Below are 20532 nucleotides of genomic sequence, written 5' to 3' on the forward strand. Positions count from 1 at the left end.
CACACCCCTCACGACGTGTGGGTATTGCCACACCGTGGGTAGCGTTTGCTGCCGCTAGGGTCTGTCCGTTGTCTACAAAAGCCCCGGAGGACCCATGGCGTTCGGCTGGATCGACGAGCAGGCGGCGGCGCGCCGACGGGCCGGGCTCGTACGGACCCTGCGGCCGCGTCCGGCCGACTCGCCACTGCTCGATCTCGCGAGCAACGACTACCTGGGCCTCGCCCGCCACCCCGAGGTCGTGGCGGGCGCCGCGGCGGCCGCGCGGACGTGGGGCGGTGGTGCGACCGGGTCCCGGCTCGTCACCGGCACCACCGAGCTGCACACCGAGCTCGAACGCGAACTGGCCGCCTTCTGCGGTTTCGAGGCGGCGCTGGTGTTCTCCTCCGGGTACGCGGCGAACCTGGCCGCCGTCACCGCGCTCGCACCGCACGGCTCGCTGATCGTCTCCGACGCGGGCAACCACGCCTCGCTCATCGACGGCTGCCGGCTGGCCCGGGGCACCACCCAGGTGGTGGCGCACGCCGACCCGGACGCCGTGCGCAAGGCGCTCGGCACCCACGACGGGCCCGCCCTCGCCGTGTCCGACACGGTCTTCTCGGTCGACGGCGACGCGGCGCCCCTGGCCGGACTCGCCGGGGCATGCCGGGAGCACGGCGCGGGCCTGGTCGTCGACGACGCCCACGGCCTGGGCGTGCTCGGCGCCGGCGGCCGCGGGGCCCCGCAGGCGGCGGGACTCGCGGGCGCCGACGACGTGGTCGTCACGGTCACGTTGTCCAAGTCGCTCGGCAGCCAGGGCGGCGCCGTCCTCGGCCCCGCACGGGTCGTCGAACACCTGGTCAACGCGGCACGGACGTTCATCTTCGACACCGGTCTGGCCCCCGCGTCGGCGGGAGCCGCCCTCGCGGCCCTGCGGCTGCTCGGCCGTGAGCCCGAACGGGCCGCACGCGCACGCGAGGTGGCGACCGGACTGCACGCACGCCTGACCGCCGCGGGTCTGGAAGCGGTACGTCCGGACGCCGCGGTGGTCTCGGTGCGCGCGCCCTCCCCGGAGGAGGCCGTGCAGTGGGCGGCCGACTGCCGTGCCGCCGGGCTCCTGGTGGGCTGTTTCCGGCCCCCGTCGGTGCCCGACGGCATCTCACGGCTCAGGCTGACCGCCCGCGCGGACCTCTCCGAGGAGCAGATCGAACGCGCTGTACGTGTGATCGGCGAGACACGACCATGAGTCGGCGTGACACGGCCGTGCGCCTTGGTGGACCGGCGGTCAGAACGCGGCTGTGAAGCCCGCCCAGCTCTCGGGGGAGAAGAGCAGCGCGGGCCCGTCCGGGTTCTTGGAGTCGCGAACGGCGAGCAGCCCGGCACAGGGCCCGGCCGACGGCCTCGCCGTCTCGACGCAGTTGTTCGCCCCGGTGCTGTAGCTGCTGCGCAGCCAGCGCACTTCGGGCAGTTCGGTACTGGAGGTTACGTTCCGAGGCAGTGCGGTCATGGTGCCTCCTTACGCGCCGTCACCCATCCCGGCGAGGTAATCCAACGAGTCCTCGGGCGAAAGGGCGTGGATTCGAAGGGTGTTGAAGGCCTCGGTGTAGGCCTGGAGGTCTTCTTTCCGTTCGAGATAGAGGCTACTCGTCAAGTGGTCGAGAACAACCACGTCCAGATCAGAAGTGCGCGAAAATGAGAAGATTACGAAAGGCCCGGTGATGCCCACATGCGCCCCGGCAGTGAACGGCAGTACCTGTAGCCGCACTTGGGGCAGCCGCGCCGCCTCCAGGAGCCTCCTCAGCTGACGGGCCATCACCTCGGGTCCGCCGACCTCCCGGTGCAGCACCGCCTCGTCCAGGACGGCGCTCAACTCCAGGGGCGGCTGCGCCCGGAGGATGTCCTGCCGGGCCAGGCGGACCTCGACCAGCGCGTCGAGACGTTCGTCGTCCAGGCCGTCCACCGCGGCCCGGGTCACCGCTCGGGCGTACTCGCGCGTCTGGAGGAGCCCGGGAACGACGGAGGTCTCCAGTGTGCGCATCGCGCTCGCCTGGGACTCCAGACTGATGAAGTCCCGGTACGTCGGCGGCAGCACACCCCGGTACGCGTGCCACCAGTGGTGCCGGCCGCCGGTCTCGTCGGAGCCCGCCAATACCAGCAACAGCTCCCGCAGATTCGCGTCCCCCACACGGTAGGCGTCGAGAAGTAACCGCACATCGGCCGGTTTCACCCCGCTGGCACCGGTCTCGATGCGGCTCACCTTCGACTGGTGCCAGCCCACGAGCCGGGCCGCCTCACCGCTGGTGAGCCCCGCACTCGCGCGCAGCGCACGCAGTTCGGCGCCCAGTTTCCGCCGGCGCACCGCGGGGCCGTGCTGCATGCGCTCCTCCTTACTCCTTACGAGCCGCCCAAATACGGTCTCGCGTCGTAGAGTTCACCGCTTCGAGCGACAGATATATGCACATCTTGGTGGATCGGCACCCGTCACAGCCTCCGTGATGGCACTCTGGCGATGAACCACCAGTCCGGGACCGTACTCGAACCATCCGCACCGTGTCGGACTCCGGTCCCGTGGGAAAGGGACGACGTCGCCATGGCAGACCACCTGGAAGCATCCGTCACTCTGCCGAGCGAACCCGCCTCGGTCTCCGCGGCCCGCACCTATGTCCTGAGCACTCTGGCGGAGTGGGGGCTGCCGCCCACCACGGAGACCGCCGAGACCGTACGCCTCATCGTCTCCGAACTCACCACCAACGCCGTACAGCACACCTTCGGGCAGTCACCCACCTTCACGGTGGACATCGAGCTGGACCGTGACGAACAACTGCGCATCGGGGTCACCGACAGCCACCCCCGCTTCCCCAAACGGCTGCCGGCCGCCGTCCAGCAGGACAACGGCCGGGGAATGGTGATCATCCGATGGCTCGCGGCCGAGTGCGGCGGCAGGCTCAGAGTCAGGCCCACCCGGGAAGGCGGCAAGACCGTCTCGATCGAACTCCCGTGGACGGTACCGGCGCAGCCGGTCACCGCGGCGGGGCAGCAGGAGCCGTGACAGACGTCAGCAAGCCCGTGGGAGGTGCCTCGGAGTCACCGCAGGCGCGGTGACGGCTCTCGGGGTGACGCTCCTGGCTCGCCCGGTCCCACAGGTCGGCCACGAGCAGCCGGTGGCCGGCATCGAGGGCTTCGCGGTCGAGGAGGTCGGCTCGGCGTCGGTGCCACCGGCCGGAGGACAGCTCGTCTGCCAGCCGCGACAAGTCCGGCCGGAGGGCGTCGTCTCTGGACTGGGTTGATCACCGTGGTGGCACCATCGAGGGCTGATGGATTTTGGCGACGATTCGGGGGTCCGGTCGCCGGTGGTCGGCCATACGGGTACGGGTGACGCCTGAGCCCGTGTCAGGCGTCCGCGGGGGCCCGAAGGGACGGCGGGAGGTCAGGTCGCCGCCGTCCCCTCGGGGGCGTCACTTGACCCGGCCGTACCAGACGCTCTTCGTCCAGATCTTCTGCAGCCTCACCACGTCCCCGGTCTTCGGGGCGTGCCAGATCTTTCCCTTCCCGGCGTAGATGCCGACGTGGTAGACGTTCGAACCCGAGTGGAAGAACACCAGGTCGCCGGCCTTGCGGCTGCCCGCGCCGATGTGGCGGGTCTTGTTGTACTGCTGGGCCGCCGTGCGCGGGAGCTTCTTGCCCGCCTTCTTGAACGAGTACAGCGTGAGCCCGGAGCAGTCGAAGCGGCGGGGCCCGGTGGCGCCGTACTTGTACGGCGAGCCCTTCTTGGAGGCCGCTACCTTGAGCGCCTTCGTCGCCGGCGTCGCGGCGGCGGCGTCTGCTGCGACGCCCGGCACCACGACGGAGCCGCCCACGGCGGCGATGGCGAAGGCCGAGGCCGTACCGGCCCGGACCATCAGCGACGGGACACGATTGAGCGCAGTCATGCGCAACCCTTCGTCAGCCGCCTGTGAAGGATGACCTGTCGGATTCGGGCTGGCGAAGTTGCCCGGCCGCTGACGCGGCTTCACCCCAAGGGATGCTCGGCCCGGTCATGGCGTGACCGTTCCGGCGACCCGTCGTGCTTGGGTCCTCCACTCCTGCCGATCCACTCCTGTCGACCGGTCATCCGGGCGGCGGCAGGACTCGGCGTCCGCCCGGATCGCCCCGCCGCTGCGGCGGGGGCTTGTCGTCAGACAGGGATCTTGGCGCACGGATGTCCCAAAAACCCAATGGAACCGGGGGTTTGTGTTGTTACTCACCACTCACCCGTTCGGGTGGACACCTGAACCAACGGGGGCGCGTCGAGGTGTCCACAGGCCGCGCGACCAGCACAGAAACTCCTCATTCCCTCCCTGGACTACGCGCGTTGCGCAACCGCAGGGGTCCCGAAAAAGGAGCCGCGTCTCCTGCAAATGGCGGTACCTCTTTTGGTCCGTTTCAGCCGCGCTCCGGACGCCCCGTCACCGCGGGCGTCCGGAAACGCTGCCGATGCGTCAATTGCCGGACTCGGGCGGCACGGTGACCCTGGCCGTACGCCGCTCGCCGTCCAGGACGCGCAGGGCCCTCGCCAGCGTGGCGGCGTGCAGTTCGCGCTCGCCCCGGCCGTGCATCAGCACCAGCGCGTCGCGCAGCTCGGCCGCCCTGGCCACCAGCGCCTGCGCCGCGCGCAGTCCGCCGTAGGTGTCCTCGCGCCGGGCCGGGTTGATCCGGCCCAGCAGGTCGACGACGTCGAGATAACGGTCGATCAGCTCGCCCTCGGCGCGAGTGAGCGCGGGCAGCGGGGGGAGGTCCGGCACCATCGGTGGCTCACCTCGCGTCCCGGGTGGTGCGGGAGGACTTGCGGCTCGGGACGATCGCGTCCGCGAGGCCGTAGTCCAGGGCGCCCCGCGCGTCCAGGATCGTGTCCCGCTCGATGTCCGCGCTCACCTGCTCGGGGCTGCGCCCGGTGTGCCGGACGAGCATCTCCTCCAGGCGGGCCCGCACCCGGATCAACTCGTCGGCCTGGATGGCCAGGTCGCTCGCCTGCCCCTGCACCGGCTCGCTCAGTGCGGGCTGGTGGATCACCACCCGCGCGCCGGGCAGCACGGACCGCTTGCCGGGGGTGCCGGCGGCCAGCAGTACCGCCGCGGAGGAGCCGGCCTGGCCCAGGCAGGTCGTCTCCACGTCACAACTGACGTACTGCATCGTGTCGTAGATCGCCGACATCGCGCTGAACGAGCCGCCGGGGGAGTTGATGTACAGCGCGATGTCCCGGTCCGGGTCCTGGTACTCGAGGTACATGAACTGCGCCATCACGTCGTTCGCCGAGATGTCGTCGATCTGCGTCCCGAGGAAGACAATCCGCTCCTCCAGCAGCTTCGAGTACGGATCCATCGACTTCTGCCCGAAGCTCGTGCGCTCGTGGAACTCGGGCAGGACGTAACGGGCGGTCGGTCGGGTCATGGGTGGCCCCTCCTTCGGCGTCTGTAAAAAATGTACAGGATGTACGTGACGTTATGATGGGGGTATGGCCTACGAGATTCCGGTGACGCAAGCCAGGGCTGAACTCGCCGACCTGATCAACCGGGTGGTGTACGGCGGCGAGCGCGTCGTCGTCACCCGGCACGGAAAGCCGCTGGTCGCCCTGGTCTCGGCCGCCGACCTCGAACGACTGGAGAAGCTGCAGGAGTCCGTGGAGGAGCCGGTGATCAGCGCGGTCTCCACCGTGCGCGAGGTCGCGTCCGCTCCCCGCGAACAGCAGCGGTTCGGCATCGCGGCGCATCACCGGGGCGCGGGCGCCCCCTAGAGACGGGACGCCCCGGCCGTCGGGGCCGGGGCGCGGGTTCGGTCAGACGTCGGGGGTGAGCCGCGGCCGTGGCGGTCCTCGGCGCCGGCCACTTCTGTATGGCGCTCACTGGCGCGGGCGGCGCTTGCGGGGCCGGAGCGACCCACCAGGCGAGGGGCAGCGCCGCCGCGCAGTCGAAGGAGGCCACCGAGCGCAGCCGGACCGGCCGGTTGCGCCGCCCCCAGGGGCCGCCGGGTGCAGGGGACGGGGAGGGCGGCGCTGATTCAGCCGACCGCGGCGAGCGCGCGCTCGTCGGTGGCGGACGCGGCGCCCTTCGATCGCAACTTCAGTGCGCGCCCGAGCATCAGGGCTCCTAGGGTCAGCGCGGCCACCAGACGGGGGCGGGGCCGCCGCGCTGTTGCAGGGGGGGCCGCCGAGCGGAGGTAGGTCCGTCGCGGCGGCAACCAGTCTCCGATGGGGCCGGCAGGGCGGCGCGAATGCAGCCGATGGCGGCGACCGTGCGGGCCTCCGCGGCAGGCGTGGCGCTCTTCGACCGGGATTTCGGCGCGTTCCCCGGCACGCCGGGCGCATCGGGTGGGTGGCGCGGGCCCCCTGGCGCAGTCGCTGTCCGATGGCGGCGGCCGGTGACCGGGCGGGCGGTGCCAGCCGATGGCGGCGACCCTGCGTTTCGTCCGCAGCGGACGTGGCGCCCGTCGACCGGCACTTCAGTGCGTTCCCCAACACTCCGGGCGCATCGGGTGGGTGGCGCACGCCCCCTGCCGCAGTCGCTGTCCGATGGTGTCGGCCGGGGACCGGGCGGGCGGCGTCGGTTCAGCCGATGGCGGCCAGCGCGCGTTCGTCGGTGGCGGAGGCGGCGCCCTTTGACCGGGACCTCAGCGTGTTCCCCAGCACCACGGCCCCCAGGCCCAGCGCCGCCCACCAGGTGAGGGTCAGGGCGGGCTCGGTCGCCGCCGCTCCGTCGAAGAAGGACACCGAGCGCAGCAGGGTCGCGCTCGCCCCAGGCGGCAGCCACTGGCCGATCGCGCCCACCGGTTCGGGCAGCAACTGCGGGGCCGAGGAGGCACCGGAGAAGGGGTTGCCGAGGAACATCACCACGAAGGCGACGACGCCGATCCCCGCAGGGCCCGCGAGGGCGGCGAGTCCCGCGACGGCCGCGCTCACCGCCAGCGTAGCCAGGGCGAGCGTCCCCGCCTCCGCCCACCAGTTCCCGGCGAGGGCGCCGAGCCAGCTGTGGGCCAGGGCGGCCGCGACGGCACCCACCAGGGCGGCGCTGAGGACCAGCGCGGTCACGGCGCGCAAGCCGCGCAGTCCGACCAAGGTCACGACCGCGCCCGCGACGATGCCGCTCAGTGCCAGCGGCAGCACGGACGAGCTCAGCGCCGCGCCCCGCGGGTCGGACGCCGAGGCCGGCACCACGTCCACGGTCCGCACCTGGCCGCCGCCCGCCGCGGCCTGCCCGGTCACGGCCTGCTGGAGGAGCTGCGCCACGACCGGGCTCGCCGCCGACGCGGTCAGCAGCCTCGGACCGCCGTCGGTGACGACGACCGCGCCGTATACGGTCCGGTCCTCGATCGCGGCCCGCGCGGCCGTCTCGTCGGCATAGCGGTGGATCTCGAAGGCGCCCTCGTGCTGCCTGAGCCGTTCCTCCACCTGAGCGGTCGCGGCGGCCGGCCCGGCCACGCCGAGCGGCAGATCGCGAGGGGCGGTGCGGGCGGCGGGCCAGGCGAAGGCCCACAGCGCCAGGGCGGCGAGCAGCGGCACGAGGACGACGACCGCGAGCAGGCGGCGGGTGGACATGAGGACTCCAAAAAGAAGGATCGTTCGTTTTAGGTGCCTCATCACCGTCCCGCCGCGACCGCTCCTTGTCAAGAAGGAATGTTCGTTTTAGTTTTGACGGCATGGCCCGCGTATCCCAGGCACACCTCGACGCCCGCCGCCGCCAGATCCTCGACGGCGCCGCCCTCTGCTTCGCTCGCAACGGCTTCCACGCCACCTCCATGCAGGACGTCCTGAAGGAGGTCGACCTCTCGGCAGGGGCGGTGTACCGCTACTTCAGCGGCAAGGAGGAGCTGATCGGCGCCATCGTCGAAGAAGTGCTCGGTCAGGTCCGCGAGGGATTCGAGGAGGCGGCCCGCCGCACCCCGCCCCCGCCGCCGGACCTCCTCGTCGCGTCGGTGCTCAGCCGGGTCCTCGCCACCAAGGAGTACCTGACCGTGGACGGCCGGCCCGCCTTCCCGGGGCTGGTCGTCCAGGTGTGGGCGGAGACGATCCGCAACGAACAGCTCTCGGCGATCCTGCGGGAGGGCTACGGCGCCGTCCGCGCGGCCTGGACCCGGATCGTCAAGGAGTACCAGGACACCGGGATGATGCGCGCGGACGTCCCCCCGGAGGACGTGGCCCGCACCATGATGGCGGCCGCGATGGGCTTCCTCGCGCAGCAGGCGCTGTTCGGGCCGGCCTCCGCCGACGACCTGGCGGCGGGTCTGCGCGCGTTGATGAGCATGCGGGCCGAAGCCGACACGCACTGATGGATCACAGCGCGGTTAACGTGCCTGAAACCGGATCCAACTAGCCTGCGGATCCACGCCACCAGGGACTTTGCCCCGGGGGCCGAGGCAACCGGGCCCCGCACGGTCCGGAGCGAGGACTGTGAGGTGGGACGTGCAACTGACCCCGCACGAGCAAGAGAGGCTGCTCATCCACGTGGCGGCCGACGTGGCCGAGAAGCGTCGGGCCCGCGGGCTCAGGCTCAACCACCCCGAGGCGGTCGCCCTCATCACCTCGCACATCCTCGAAGGCGCGCGTGACGGCCGTACCGTCGCCGAACTCATGGCCTCCGGACGGACGTTGCTGTCCCGCGACGACGTCATGGAGGGCATCCCCGAGATGATCCACGACGTCCAGGTCGAGGCCACCTTCCCGGACGGCACCAAGCTCGTCACCGTCCACGACCCGATCGTCTGAGGGGCCCGATGATTCCCGGAGAGATCCTCTTCGACGAGGGGCCGATCGCCTACAACGAGGGCCGTGAGATCACCCGCCTCACCGTCCTCAACGCCGCCGACCGGCCCGTCCAGGTCGGCTCCCACTACCACTTCGCCGAGACCAACCCCGGCCTGGAGTTCGACCGGGCCGCGGCCCGCGGCAAGCGGCTGAACATCGCCGCCGGCACCGCCGTGCGCTTCGAGCCCGGCATCCCGGTCGACGTGGAACTCGTCCCGCTCACCGGCGCCCGCGTGGTGCCGGGACTGCGCGGGGAGACCGGAGGTGCCCTCGATGCCTGAGATCTCCCGTGCCGCCTACGCCGACCTGTTCGGCCCCACCACCGGCGACCGGATCCGGCTCGCGGACACCGATCTGCTGATCGAGGTCGAGGAGGATCGTTCCGGCGGACCCGGTCGCGCCGGTGACGAGGCCGTGTTCGGCGGCGGCAAGGTCATCCGCGAGTCGATGGGCCAGTCACGGGCCACCCGCGCGGAGGGCACCCCGGACACCGTCATCACGGGCGCGGTCGTCGTCGACCACTGGGGGGTCGTCAAGGCCGACATCGGCATCCGCGACGGCCGGATCACCGGCATCGGCAAGGCGGGCAACCCCGACACCATGGACGGGGTCCACCCGGACCTGGTGATCGGCCCCGAGACCGAGGTCATCGCGGGCAACGGCAGGATCCTGACGGCCGGCGCCATCGACGCGCACGTCCACTTCATCTGCCCGCAGATCGCCGACGAGGCGCTGGCCGCCGGCATCACCACCCTGGTCGGCGGCGGCACCGGCCCCGCCGAGGGCTCCAAGGCCACCACCGTCACCCCCGGCCCCTGGCACCTCGCCAGGATGCTGGAGGCGATGGAGCAGTACCCGCTCAACATCGGCTTCCTCGGCAAGGGCAACACCGTCTCCCACGAGGCGATGCTGTCGCAGATCCGCGGCGGCGCCCTCGGCCTGAAGCTGCACGAGGACTGGGGCTCGACCCCGGCCGTCATCGACGCCTCGCTGACCGTCGCCGAGCGGACCGGCATCCAGGTCGCCATCCACACGGACACCCTCAACGAGGCCGGATTCGTGGGCGACACGCTGGCCGCGATCGCCGGACGCGGCATCCACGCCTACCACACCGAGGGCGCGGGCGGCGGGCACGCGCCGGACATCATGACGGTGGTCTCCCAGCCGCACGTGCTGCCCAGCTCGACCAACCCGACCCGGCCCTTCACCGTCAACACCGCCGAGGAACACCTCGACATGCTGATGGTGTGCCACCACCTCAACGCGGCGGTACCGGAGGACCTCGCCTTCGCCGAGTCCCGCATCCGCCCCACGACCATCGGCGCCGAGGACATCCTGCACGACCTGGGCGCCATCTCCATCATCTCCTCCGACTCCCAGGCCATGGGCCGGGTCGGCGAGGTCGTCATGCGGACCTGGCAGACCGCGCACGTCATGAAGCGGCGCCGGGGCGCCCTGCCGGGCGACGGACGGGCGGACAACCACCGGGTACGGCGCTATGTCGCCAAGTACACGATCAACCCGGCGGTCGCCCAGGGCCTCTCCCACGAGATCGGTTCCGTCGAGACCGGCAAGTTGGCCGACCTGGTGCTCTGGGAGCCGGCGTTCTTCGGCGTCAAGCCGCACCTCGTCATCAAGGGCGGCCAGATCGCCTACGCGCAGATGGGCGACGCGAACGCGTCCATCCCGACCCCGCAGCCGATCCTTCCCCGGCCGATGTACGGGGCGATCGGGCGGGCCCCGGCCGCGAACTCCTTCAACTTCGTGGCGCCCCTCGCCATAGAGGACGGGCTGCCCGAGCGGCTCCAGCTCGCCAAGCGGTTCGTGGCGATCGAGTCGACGCGCGGGGTCACCAAGGCCGACATGCGCGAGAACGACGCCCGGCCCGACGTACGCGTCGACCCCGACAGCTTCGCCGTGCACATCGACGGGGAGCTGGTGGAGGCCACACCCGCGGCCGAACTGCCCATGGCCCAGCGTTACTTCCTCTTCTGATGTCCAGGGCCGCACTTCTGGTCCTGGCCGACGGCCGCTTTCCCGCCGGGGGCCACGCGCACTCCGGCGGGGCGGAGGCGGCCGTGAAGGCGGGGCGGGTCACGGACGCGCCGAGCCTGGAGTACTTCTGCCGGGGCCGGTTGCACACGACGGGGCTGGTGTCCTCGGCGCTGGCCGCGGCGGCCGTGCTCGGAGTGCCTCCCGCGGAGCTGGACGCGGCAGCGGACGCCCGTACCCCGTCGCCCGCGCTGCGGACCGCCGCGAGGAAGCTGGGCCGGCAACTGCTGCGAGCGGCCCGGGCGACCTGGCCCTCGCCCGAACTCGACGGTCTGGCAAGGGAGTTCCCGAAGGGGACGCACCAGCCGGTGGTGCTGGGCCTGACGGCACGCGCGGCGGGCCTGGAACCCGTGGACGCGGCGCACTGCGCGGCGTACGAGAGCGTGAGCGGTCCGGCGAGCGCGACGGTCCGCCTGCTGAGCCTGGACCCCTTCGACGCGACAGCCGTACTGGCCCGCCTGGCCCCGGAGCTGGACCGGGTCGCGGCCCTGGCGGTGGAGGCGGCAAGGAGAGCCGCGGCCGGGGGAGTCGACGAGTTGCCCGCAGCATCCGCACCCCTGCTGGAAATCGGAGCAGAAGTGCACGCGGCCTGGCCCATACGCCTGTTCGCATCATAGGCGCGCTCAGGCAACCCACCTGGGGGCGCGGGGAACTGCGCGACCAGCCCCCACCGAACCCGCACCCGACAACGCACACAGAAGGAGCCGCACATGCACCTCGACCACTCCCACGACGGCCCCGCAGCACTGAGCGCCGACGCCCACCGGAAAGACGGCACCCGCCGAGCCCTCCGCATCGGCCTCGGCGGCCCCGTCGGCTCCGGCAAGACCGCAACCGTCGCCGCCCTCTGCCGCGCCCTGCGCGACGAACTGTCCCTCGCCGTCGTCACCAACGACATCTACACCCGTGAGGACGCCGAGTTCCTGCTCAGGGAGGCCGTGCTGCCGCCCGAGCGGATCACCGCCGTGGAGACCGGAGCCTGCCCCCACACGGCGATCAGGGACGACATCTCCGCCAACCTGGAAGCCGTGGAGGACCTGGAGGAGGCGGTCGGCCCCCTGGACCTGATCCTCGTCGAGAGCGGCGGCGACAACCTCACCGCCACCTTCTCCAAGGGCCTGGTCGACGCCCAAATCTTCGTCATCGACGTGGCCGGGGGAGACGACATCCCGAGGAAGGGCGGCCCCGGCGTCACCACCGCCGACCTGCTCGTCGTCAACAAGACCGACCTGGCCCCGTACGTCGGCTCCGACCTGGCGCGGATGGCCGCCGACGCCAAGGCCCAGCGCGCCGAACTCCCCGTAGTCCTCCAGTCGTTGCGGAGCGAGACCGGCGTCGCGGACGTCGCCGACTGGGTGCGGTCGCAGCTCGCCGCGTGGACGGCGTGACCACGGCCGTGACCGGCGTGCGGGCCACCGCACGGCTGGTCGCCCGGGACGACGGCCGCGGCGGCACCGTCCTGCCCGTGCTGGAGAGCGACGGACCGCTGGCGCTGCGTCGCACCCGGGGGAGCGGCGCGGAGACACGGGTCGTGCTCGTCGGCGCGATGAGCGGGCCCCTCGGCGGCGACCACTTCACCGTCGAGGCCGAGGTCGGGCAGGGCGCCCGGCTGCGCGTCGGCTCGGCCGCCGCCACGATCGCCCTGCCGGGGCAGACCAAGGACGGGGCCCGCTACGACGTACGGCTCACAGTCGCCGATGGCGGCGAACTGCGCTGGCTGCCGGAACAGTTGATCTCAGCGGGCGGCAGCGACCTGTCCGTCGGCACACGGATCGACATCGGCGCGACGGGCCGCCTCGTGCTGCGGGAGGAACAGGTCCTCGGACGGGTGGGGGAGGAGCCGGGCAGGCTGAGCAGCCGGCTGGTGCTGCGGGTCGCGGGACGGACGGTGCTCGACCAGGAGCTGGCCTGCGGGCCGGGGGCGCCGGCGGGCTGGGACGGCCCTGCCGTGCTCGCGGGTCACCGGGCGGTCGGCCAGCTCCTCGTCGTACGGCCGGAGTTCGCCGACCAGCCGGTGCCGGCGCGGGTGCTCGGCGAGGGCGCCGCCGTCATGCCCCTCGCCGGACCGGCCGCGCTCGTCACCGCCGTGGCCCCGGACGCCCTGCTGTTGCGCCGGGTGCTGGACGCGGCTCTGGGGGAGTTCGCGCCCTAGTCCGCCGAGCGAACAGGTTCTTCCGTTTATCGGATTGGCAAAGAAGCCCGGCAAACCCTGTTCACAGCGACTTCACAACCACGAGGATCCCCGGAGGAATCGAAACGACGTACGGGGAGGGGTCCCTCTTGAGGGAGACGAAACCGAAGTGGCGCACCACGGCACTCGGTTCGGCCGGTGTGCTCATCACGGCCACACTGATATCCGGTGCCGTCGCGGCACCCGCGTCCGGCGCCAACACGTCCGACCGCACGGGCCGGCACGCACAGGACCGTGAGGCCGTGGGCGCCGCGATCGCCGCGGCCCGCGCCGCGAAGGCCGGCATCGACTGGGCGGACTGCCCCGCCGACTGGGGCATCGCGAAGCCGGTCCAGTGCGGCTGGGTCAGCGTGCCGCTGGACTACGCGCGGCCGAACGGCAAGCAGATCAAGCTCGCCGTCGACCGCATCGGCAACACCGGCACCAAGGCGGAGCGCCAGGGCGCCCTCGTCTACAACCCGGGCGGACCCGGCGGCTCGGGCATGCGCTTCCCGCTCCGCGTCGTCAACAAGAACCCGATCTGGGCGAACGCGGCCAAGGCGTACGACTTCGTGGGCTTCGACCCGCGCGGTGTCGGCCACTCCGCGCCCATCTCCTGCATGGACCCGCAGGAGTTCGTGAAGGCGCCCAAGATGGACCCGGTGCCGGACAGCGAGGCCGACAAGCTCGCCCAGCGCAAGCTGGCCCGTGAGTACGCCGAGGGCTGTGCCGAGCGCACCGGCAAGGCGATGCTCCAGCAGATGACCACGCCGAACACCGTGCGCGACCTGGACGTCATCCGCGCCGCGCTCGGCGAGAAGAAGCTCAACTACCTGGGCGTCTCCTACGGCACCTACATCGGCGCGGTCTACGGCACGATGTACCCCGGCCACGTGCGGCGCATGATCGTCGACAGCGTGGTCAACCCGTCCCGGGAGAAGATCTGGTACGAGGCCAACCTCGACCAGGACATCGCCTTCGAGGGCCGCTGGAAGGACTGGGAGGACTGGGTCGCCGCCAACGACGCCACCTTCCACCTCGGCACCACCCGGGCCGCGGTCGAGGCGAAGTGGCTCGAACTGCGGGCCACCGCCAAGAAGAACCCCCTCGGCGGGGTCGTAGGACCGGCCGAGCTGATCGGCTTCTTCCAGAGCGCCCCGTACTACGACTCCTCGTGGGTCCCGGTCGCCACGGCGTTCAGCAAGTACTTCGCCGGCGACACCCAGGCGCTGGTCGACGCGGCCGCCCCGGACCTCACCGACACCGCGGGCAACATCTCCTCGGAGAACGGCAACGCCGTCTACACGGCCGTCGAGTGCACCGACGCCAAGTGGCCCACCAGCTGGAAGAAGTGGGACCGGGACAACACCGCGCTGCACCAGAAGTACCCGTTCATGACCTGGGCCAACGCCTGGCTGAACCTGCCCTGCGCCACCTGGCCCGTCAAGCAGCAGACGCCCGTGAACGTCAAGACCGGCAAGGGCCTGCCCGGCGTGCTGATCGTGCAGTCCGAGCGTGACGCGGCCACCCCGTACGAGGGCGGCGTCGAGCTGCACAAGCGCTTCAAGGGCTCCCGCCTGATCACCGAGAAGGACGCGGGCTCCCACGGCGTGACCGGTCTGGTCAACCCCTGCATCAACACGCGGGTCGACACCTACCTGCTCACCGGCAAGCTCGACAGGACCGACGTGACCTGCACCCCGCACGCCACGCCGAAGCCGTAAGCGGTATCCCGTACGACGAAGGAGGGGCGGCCCGGTCCACGGGCCGCCCCTTCCTCATGCGCCCAGCGAGTCGAGATACGCGTCCTCCGCCGCGTAGTCGAAGAGGTCGCCGTAGGTCTCGAACATCCTCGGGTACGCCTCCCGCCAGTCCCGTCCGGCCAGTTGGGCCTCGATCCAGGCGACGGTCTCCGGCAGCCGGTCCGCGTACCGGACGACGGCGCGGTAGCCCAACTCCCGCTCGGCGGCGGACATGTCGCAGACCACCGGCGCCGGCACCGACCACGGGGTGTCGCCCACGGCCGGCGACGGCGGCGGCCCGTCCAGCACGATCGTCTCGGTGTCCGCACCCATGACGGCGTCGATCGCGGCGGCGATCTCCGCCACCGTCGGGGCGTCCGGATCCACCGCGTTCAGGACCCGGGTGCCCGGCCGCGCGGCCGCGAGCCGGATCAGCTCCGCGATGTTGTGGACGCTCGCCGGATGGAAGCGGCTCCTGCCGCCGAACGGGAGGACGCGCCGGGACCGGCCGTCCAGGTTGCGCTTGACGAAGTAGAGCTCGCGCGGGGTCCGGCAGTGCGGTCCGTGGATCGCGCCGGCCCGCAGCAGTGTGGCCGGCAACTGCTCCCCAGCCTCCAGTAGTTCACGTTCCAGCCCCGCCTTGCGCGTGCTGTACGAGGTGTCGCCGGGGGTGACGGTCCGCTGGTCCTCGGTCAGCGGCACCGGGTACTCCGGGAAGCCGTCCGGCTCGCCCTGGGTGTCGAAGTTGCGGCCCTTGTCGTCCTCGTACACCGACACGCTGGAGACCACCACGGCCGAGCCCACGCGGTCGGACAGCGACAGCAACTGCCGTGCGTGCGCGGGACCGTAGGCCACCATGTCGACCAAAACCTCGCAGTCGTCGCCCACCGCGGCCGCCAGCGCGGTGTCGTCCGCCCGGTCGGCCCGCGCGGTGCGCACCTCGGCGGGCCAGCTCTCGTCCCGTCCGCCGCCCCGGGAGACGGCCGTCACCTCCCAGCCGTCCCGGGCCAGCGCACCCACGGCCGCCCGCCCGATCTGTCCCGTCGCTCCGACCACCACAGCACGTCGTGTCATGGGGCGACCGTACGGCGGCCGGCTCCGCCTTCTCCAGGGGCTTCTGCCGACGGCAGACCTCAGCTCAGCGGCATCCGGGGGAACTTGCGCTCCCTCTCCTGGCGCGCGGCGGTCTCCTCCGCCTTCACCACGGCCGCGTACTGGTCGACGTACTCCTGCTCGGACAGCGTCAGGATCGCGTACATGATCTCGTCGGTGATGGCCCGCAGGATCGCCTTCTCGTTCTCCATCCCGGCGTAGCGGGAGAAGTCCAGCGGCTCGCCGAAGCGGATCACCACGGGATGGATGTTGGGGATGACCTTGCCGGGCGGCTGGGCCTCGAAGGTGCCGATCATCGCGCAGGGGATGACCGGGACCTGCGCCTTGAGCGCCATCACCGCGACGCCGACCTTGCCCTTGTAGAGGCGGCCGTCGTGGGAGCGGGTGCCCTCCGGGTAGATGCCGAGCAGCTCGTCCTTGCGCAGCACGCCGAGGCCCTCGCGGATGGCGGCCTGACCCGCTTCCTTGCCGGACCGGTCGACCGGGATCTGCCCGGCGCTGCGGAAGAAGAAGGCGGTCAGCCGGCCCTTGATGCCGGGGCCGGTGAAGTACTCGGCCTTCGCCAGGAAGGTGATGCGCCGCTTGAGCACCGCGGGCATCAGGAAGTGGTCGGAGAAGGACAGGTGGTTGCCGGCGACGATGGCCGCACCCGACTCCGGAATGTGCTCCAGGCCTTCTATTCGAGGCCGGAAGACCAGTCTCAGCAACGGCCCCAGCAGCACGTATTTGAGCAGGTAGTAGAACAAGAGGGGGCGCTCCTCGGTCGGGCGGACGGCTCAACTCCGCGTTCTGGCTGGTCAACCGGCGTGAGATGGGGCTGCCAGTGTAGGCGCAGGTGGCGGGCCCCGGAACAGGGCCGGGGGCAGCTCCGCCGACCTCGGCCTGTTCACAGCCTCACGATCACCAGGGCCGTGTCGTCCGTGGCGCCGCCGGGCGGAAGCAGTTCCAGCAGGACCGCGTCGGCGAGCGTCTCGGGGTCGTCCTCGCGGTGCCGGGCGAGGGAGTCGGCCAGCCGGGCGAGCCCCGTGTCGATGTCCTCGCGGCGCCGCTCCACCAGGCCGTCGGTGTAGAGCGCGAGGGTGGCGCCGTCGGTGAAGGCGGTCGCGGCCTGCGGCCGGGGCATCGGGTCGGGGCGGGCGTCGAGCGGCGGGTCGGTCGCCTTGTCCAGGCACTCCACCCGGCCGTCGGCGTGCACCAGCATCGGCGGTGGGTGCCCCGCGCTGCTGTAGGTGAGGGTGCCGTGGTCGAAGTCGATGAAGGTGGTGACCGCGGTGGCGGACTCGGCACCGTCGACGACGTGGGCGTACCGGCCCAGCACGTCCAGCGCCTGGGCCGGGCCCTCGGCCACCCGGGAGGCGGCGCTCAGGGCGCTGCGGAGCTGGCCCATCACCCCGGCGGCGGCGAGCCCGTGGCCCACCACGTCGCCGACCGAGACACCGACGCGGTGGCCGCCCACCAGGTCGACCAGGTCGTACCAGTCGCCGCACACGTGCAGTGCGCCGACCGCCGGGCGGTAGCGCACGGCGGCCCGGTGGTGCAGCGTCTGCCGGCGGGTGGGCAGCATGGCGTCCTGGAGGGCCAGGGCGACCTCGCGGTCCCGGGCGTGGGCCTGTCGCAACTGCTCGTTGAGCGCCTGGAGTTCACGGGCGCGGGTGTACAGCTCGGCCTCCAGGACGCGGTCGCGGTCACCGCTTCCGGCGCCGCGGGCCCGGATCAGCTCGGTGACCTCCTCGACCCGGTGCACGAGCAGTTCGACCTTGCCGTCCGCGCCGAACACCGGGGCGTTGCAGGGGCTCCAGTAGCGCTCCTGCCACACTCCCGGCCGGCCCGGCGCCTCGACGTCGTACCGCTGGAGGGCCATGGAGTCGCGCTCCCCGGTCTCCACGACCCGGCGCAGCGAGGCGGCCAGGTTGCGCATGCCGCTCGGCGCGGAGTCGTTCGGGTTGTCCGGGAAGACGTCGAAGAGGTAGCGGCCCACGACCTCCTCGCGCCGGCGCCCGGCCATGCGCAGGAACTCCTCGTTGACGTCCGCGTACACCAGGTCGGGCGTGAGCAGCGCGACCATGCCGGGCAGGGCCTGGAACACGGCCGGGTAGTCGATGGAGTCGGTGTCGGTGGGTCTGTCGCTCATGGCTGCCGCCTCCCCGCCGGGATCGCACCAGTTTCGCACGGTATGGGGGGTCCGGCGGTCAGTCCGGCGGATCCGTGAGGGACTGCTCGGCCCAGATGATCTTTCCCTCCGGTACGAACCGGGTGCCCCAGCGCCGGGCGAACTGGGACACCAGCAGCAGTCCCCGGCCGCCCTCGTCGGTGGTGCGCGGGTGGCGCAGGTGGGGCGCGGTGTCCCCGCTGTCGAGCACCTCGCAGATCAGGGAGCGCTCCCGGATCAGCCGGAGCCGGATCGGGCCGACGGCGTGCCGGATGGCGTTGGTGACCAGTTCGCTGACGACCAGCTCCGTCGTGAACGCCAACTCCTCCAGGCCCCACTCCGTGAGCTGCCGGGACGCCGTCTTGCGGGCCTCGGCGACCCGGGCCGGGTCGACGGGCACGTCCCAGTCCGCGACCTGGTCGGGACCCAGCAGCCGGGTGCGGGCCATGAGCAGGGCCACGTCGTCGTGCGGCCGGTCCGGGGCCAGGGCGTCGACCACGGCACGGCAGCGCAGGTCCAGCGAGGGCGCGGGCCTCTCCAGGGCCAGGCGCAGCCGGTGCCGGCCCGCGTCCACGGCCCACTCCTTGCCGCGGGCCAGCAGCCCGTCGGTGTGCAGCGCCAGGGTGCTGCCCTCGGCCAGCGCCAGCTCGACCGACTCGAAGGGCGGACCGCCCACGCCGAGCGAGGGCCCCTGCGGGAGGTCCACGAAGGCGACTGTGCCGTCGGGCAGGATCACGGCGGGCGCGGGATGCCCGGCGGCGGCCATCGTGCACTGCCCGTCGACCGGGTCGTAGACGACGTACACGCACCCCGAGCCCCGGGCGCTGCCGGTGTCCTCCGGCTCCGCCCCCACCCCCTCCTCGCGCGCCGCCCGGCCCACCAGGTCGTCGAGGTGGCCCAGCACCTCCTCGGGCGGCAGGTCCAGCGCCGCCAGCGTCCGTACGGCGGTCCGCAGCCGGCCCATCGCCGCGGCGGCGCCGATCCCGTGCCCGGGCACCTCGCCGACCACGAGGGCGACCCGGGCGCCGGAGAGCGGGATGAGGTCGTACCAGTCCCCGCCGAGACCCGTCAGCTCGTCGGCGGGCCGGTAGCAGGCGGTCACCTCCACGGCGTCCTGCTCGGGCAGCCGGTGGGGGAGCAGACTGCGCTGGAGGACGAGCGCCGCCTCGCGTTCCCTCGTGTAGCGCCAGGCGTTGTCGACGCACACGGCGGCCCGCGAGACGAGGTCCTCGGCGAGGCTCAGGTCGTCCTCGTCGAAGGGTTCCTGGCGGCGCCGGCGGAAGAAGGCGGTGACGCCCAGGGTGACGCCCCGTGCGCGGATCGGCACGACCATCGCACTGTGCAGTCCAAGCTCCAGGAAGGTGGCCTGCCGTCCGCCGGGTATGTCGGTCGCCCATTCCGCGGCCAGCGGGTCCAGCCGCTCCTCCCGCAAGGACGTGCCCTCGTCCAGACACCGCAGCGGGGGCGAGCCGGGCCGGTAGGCGGCCGCCTCGCCGACCTCGACGACGGCCTCGGGGACGCCCTCGTTCACCGACTGCTGCCCGGCCCGCAGCAGCGTCACCCGCGCGGTGGGCTCCGCTCCCCGCAGCACCGACTCCAGCAGGTCCACGGTGATGTAGTCGGCCAGCGCCGGTACCGCCACGTCGGCCAGCTCCTGCGCGGTGCGCCGGATGTCCAGGCTGCGGCCGATGTACTCGCCGGCCCGGTCGAGCAGGGCGAGGCGCTGGCGGGCCCGGTGCCGCTCGGTGATGTCGACGACCGTGTAGTAGACGCCCATCGGGTGTCCCCGGTCGTCGTCGATCCGGGTGAACGACATGGTGTGGGCGGTCTCGCGGTGCGGGGCGGAGCGGACCCGGCCGACGTGCTCGTACCCCACGACCGGCTCACCGGTCTCCAGTACCCGCCGCATCTGTGCCTCGATCGCCTCCGCGTCCAGGCCCGGCTGGATCTCCGCGAACCGCAGCCCCAGCCGACGCTGGGCCGGGGCGCTCCCGAACTGTTCGAGGGCCGGGTTGGACCACACGCAGCGCAGGTCCGTGTCCACGACCGCGATGCCGATGGGGGAGCGGGTGACCATCTGCTCCAGCACGCGGCGGCTCATGTCCCAGCCGGGGGCCTCGGCCATCTCCGACAGCAGGACCAGCCAGCGGGTGGAGCCGTCGGAGTCGTCGGCGGCGGTGATCCGCACCATGACCCGGAGCGGCCGGCCGTCCCGGCGCAGGGCGGTCAGCAGCCCGGCCCAGCCGCCGTCGCTGCGGCACCGCGCGGCGAGCTCCGGCAGCCGCCGGGCCTCCTCGGCGACCAGCAGCGCGGAGGCCGTCATTCCCACGGCCTCCGCGGCGCCGTACTCCAGCAGACGCTCGGCGTCCCTGGTCCAGCCCCTGACGACGCCCCGGGCATCGAGCAGCAGAGGCGCGGCATCGGCCACGTCGAACCGGTGCCGCGCGGTGTCGTGCTCCTCCTGAGCGCCCACGGCCGACCTCTCTGTCGCTGAGAGTGGTCTACCACCTCTTCGTCACATCTTCACCCGGTGTGGGGGAGAGCGCGGCCCGGGGGC

The 20532-nt window shown here is 72.2% G+C and carries 22 protein-coding genes and 1 riboswitch; of the genes, 12 read left to right on the forward strand and 10 right to left on the reverse strand.

Annotated features, from left to right (window positions below; translation table 11 throughout):
• Window positions 1–94: 94 nt before the first annotated feature.
• Window positions 95–1222, forward strand: a complete 1128-nt coding sequence (locus tag AOJ26_RS08895) for an 8-amino-7-oxononanoate synthase (RefSeq protein ID WP_053847660.1) — start codon at window positions 95–97, stop codon at window positions 1220–1222.
• A gap of 39 nt (window positions 1223–1261) precedes the next feature.
• Here AOJ26_RS08895 and AOJ26_RS08900 read toward each other — a convergent pair whose 3' ends face one another.
• Window positions 1262–1483 (reverse strand): DUF397 domain-containing protein, encoded by a 222-nt coding sequence (locus AOJ26_RS08900; RefSeq protein WP_053847661.1) that lies wholly within the window; start codon window positions 1481–1483, stop codon window positions 1262–1264.
• A 9-nt stretch (window positions 1484–1492) separates the two neighbouring features.
• Complete coding sequence (locus tag AOJ26_RS08905; RefSeq protein ID WP_053847662.1) at window positions 1493–2353, reverse strand: helix-turn-helix domain-containing protein; 861 nt, start codon at window positions 2351–2353, stop codon at window positions 1493–1495.
• 213 nt (window positions 2354–2566) lie between these two features.
• Between AOJ26_RS08905 and AOJ26_RS08910 the strand changes: the two genes are divergently transcribed.
• Together AOJ26_RS08910 and AOJ26_RS08915 are read left to right on the forward strand one after the other, a co-directional pair.
• On the forward strand, window positions 2567–3025 hold the full coding sequence (locus AOJ26_RS08910; protein WP_053847663.1) for an ATP-binding protein: 459 nt from the start codon (window positions 2567–2569) through the stop codon (window positions 3023–3025).
• Window positions 3026–3089: 64 nt separating this feature from the next.
• The gene (locus tag AOJ26_RS08915) at window positions 3090–3263 is read left to right on the forward strand and encodes a hypothetical protein (protein WP_159044246.1); all 174 of its coding nucleotides are present in this window, start codon (window positions 3090–3092) and stop codon (window positions 3261–3263) included.
• A gap of 168 nt (window positions 3264–3431) precedes the next feature.
• Here AOJ26_RS08915 and AOJ26_RS08920 read toward each other — a convergent pair whose 3' ends face one another.
• The 3 genes from AOJ26_RS08920 to AOJ26_RS08930 form a co-directional block, all read right to left on the reverse strand.
• On the reverse strand, window positions 3432–3905 hold the full coding sequence (locus tag AOJ26_RS08920; RefSeq protein WP_037710218.1) for a C40 family peptidase: 474 nt from the start codon (window positions 3903–3905) through the stop codon (window positions 3432–3434).
• A gap of 3 nt (window positions 3906–3908) precedes the next feature.
• Window positions 3909–4120, reverse strand: a riboswitch (cyclic di-AMP (ydaO/yuaA leader).
• Window positions 4121–4454: 334 nt separating this feature from the next.
• Entirely contained in the window at window positions 4455–4760 is a 306-nt protein-coding gene (locus AOJ26_RS08925; protein WP_053847665.1) for a hypothetical protein, read from the reverse strand.
• Window positions 4761–4767: 7 nt separating this feature from the next.
• Entirely contained in the window at window positions 4768–5403 is a 636-nt protein-coding gene (locus AOJ26_RS08930; RefSeq protein WP_053847666.1) for an ATP-dependent Clp protease proteolytic subunit, read from the reverse strand.
• A 64-nt stretch (window positions 5404–5467) separates the two neighbouring features.
• Here AOJ26_RS08930 and AOJ26_RS08935 point away from each other — a divergent pair, with 64 nt between their 5' ends.
• The gene (locus AOJ26_RS08935) at window positions 5468–5746 is read left to right on the forward strand and encodes a type II toxin-antitoxin system Phd/YefM family antitoxin (RefSeq protein WP_053847667.1); all 279 of its coding nucleotides are present in this window, start codon (window positions 5468–5470) and stop codon (window positions 5744–5746) included.
• An 810-nt stretch (window positions 5747–6556) separates the two neighbouring features.
• Here AOJ26_RS08935 and AOJ26_RS08940 read toward each other — a convergent pair.
• Window positions 6557–7543, reverse strand: coding sequence for an ABC transporter permease (locus AOJ26_RS08940; protein ID WP_053847668.1), 987 nt, complete (start codon window positions 7541–7543; stop codon window positions 6557–6559).
• A gap of 101 nt (window positions 7544–7644) precedes the next feature.
• Here AOJ26_RS08940 and AOJ26_RS08945 point away from each other — a divergent pair, with 101 nt between their 5' ends.
• From AOJ26_RS08945 to AOJ26_RS08980, 8 genes are all read left to right on the forward strand, one after another.
• Window positions 7645–8274 (forward strand): TetR/AcrR family transcriptional regulator, encoded by a 630-nt coding sequence (locus AOJ26_RS08945; RefSeq protein WP_053847669.1) that lies wholly within the window; start codon window positions 7645–7647, stop codon window positions 8272–8274.
• Between the two features lie 133 nt (window positions 8275–8407).
• On the forward strand, window positions 8408–8710 hold the full coding sequence (locus tag AOJ26_RS08950; protein WP_037710300.1) for an urease subunit gamma: 303 nt from the start codon (window positions 8408–8410) through the stop codon (window positions 8708–8710).
• An 8-nt stretch (window positions 8711–8718) separates the two neighbouring features.
• Window positions 8719–9030 (forward strand): urease subunit beta, encoded by a 312-nt coding sequence (locus tag AOJ26_RS08955; protein WP_053847670.1) that lies wholly within the window; start codon window positions 8719–8721, stop codon window positions 9028–9030.
• Window positions 9023–10744, forward strand: coding sequence for an urease subunit alpha (locus AOJ26_RS08960; RefSeq protein ID WP_053847671.1), 1722 nt, complete (start codon window positions 9023–9025; stop codon window positions 10742–10744). The genes AOJ26_RS08955 and AOJ26_RS08960 overlap by 8 nt, the downstream gene beginning before the upstream one ends.
• Window positions 10744–11418, forward strand: coding sequence for an urease accessory protein UreF (locus AOJ26_RS08965; RefSeq protein ID WP_053847672.1), 675 nt, complete (start codon window positions 10744–10746; stop codon window positions 11416–11418). The genes AOJ26_RS08960 and AOJ26_RS08965 overlap by 1 nt, the downstream gene beginning before the upstream one ends.
• A 93-nt stretch (window positions 11419–11511) precedes the next feature.
• A complete protein-coding gene (gene ureG / locus AOJ26_RS08970; protein ID WP_053847673.1) occupies window positions 11512–12189 on the forward strand; it encodes an urease accessory protein UreG in 678 nt (225 codons plus the stop codon).
• Window positions 12177–12953: an urease accessory protein UreD gene (locus AOJ26_RS08975; protein ID WP_053847674.1), complete on the forward strand. Its 777-nt coding sequence runs from the start codon at window positions 12177–12179 to the stop codon at window positions 12951–12953. Before ureG ends, AOJ26_RS08975 begins: the two co-directional genes overlap by 13 nt.
• Window positions 12954–13081: 128 nt before the next feature.
• On the forward strand, window positions 13082–14695 hold the full coding sequence (locus tag AOJ26_RS08980) for an alpha/beta hydrolase (RefSeq protein WP_053847675.1): 1614 nt from the start codon (window positions 13082–13084) through the stop codon (window positions 14693–14695).
• Between the two features lie 54 nt (window positions 14696–14749).
• Here AOJ26_RS08980 and AOJ26_RS08985 read toward each other — a convergent pair whose 3' ends face one another.
• From AOJ26_RS08985 to AOJ26_RS09000, 4 genes are all read right to left on the reverse strand, one after another.
• Window positions 14750–15772 (reverse strand): NAD-dependent epimerase/dehydratase family protein, encoded by a 1023-nt coding sequence (locus tag AOJ26_RS08985; RefSeq protein ID WP_053847676.1) that lies wholly within the window; start codon window positions 15770–15772, stop codon window positions 14750–14752.
• Window positions 15773–15846: 74 nt separating this feature from the next.
• Complete coding sequence (locus tag AOJ26_RS08990; protein WP_053847677.1) at window positions 15847–16572, reverse strand: lysophospholipid acyltransferase family protein; 726 nt, start codon at window positions 16570–16572, stop codon at window positions 15847–15849.
• Between the two features lie 140 nt (window positions 16573–16712).
• The gene (locus AOJ26_RS08995; RefSeq protein WP_053847678.1) at window positions 16713–17957 is read right to left on the reverse strand and encodes a PP2C family protein-serine/threonine phosphatase; all 1245 of its coding nucleotides are present in this window, start codon (window positions 17955–17957) and stop codon (window positions 16713–16715) included.
• A gap of 58 nt (window positions 17958–18015) precedes the next feature.
• Window positions 18016–20448, reverse strand: coding sequence for a SpoIIE family protein phosphatase (locus AOJ26_RS09000; RefSeq protein ID WP_053847679.1), 2433 nt, complete (start codon window positions 20446–20448; stop codon window positions 18016–18018).
• Between the last annotated feature and the right edge of the window lie 84 nt (window positions 20449–20532).

It is taken from the genome of Streptomyces sp. NRRL B-24085, from assembly GCF_001282115.1.
GTDB lineage: Bacteria > Actinomycetota > Actinomycetes > Streptomycetales > Streptomycetaceae > Streptomyces.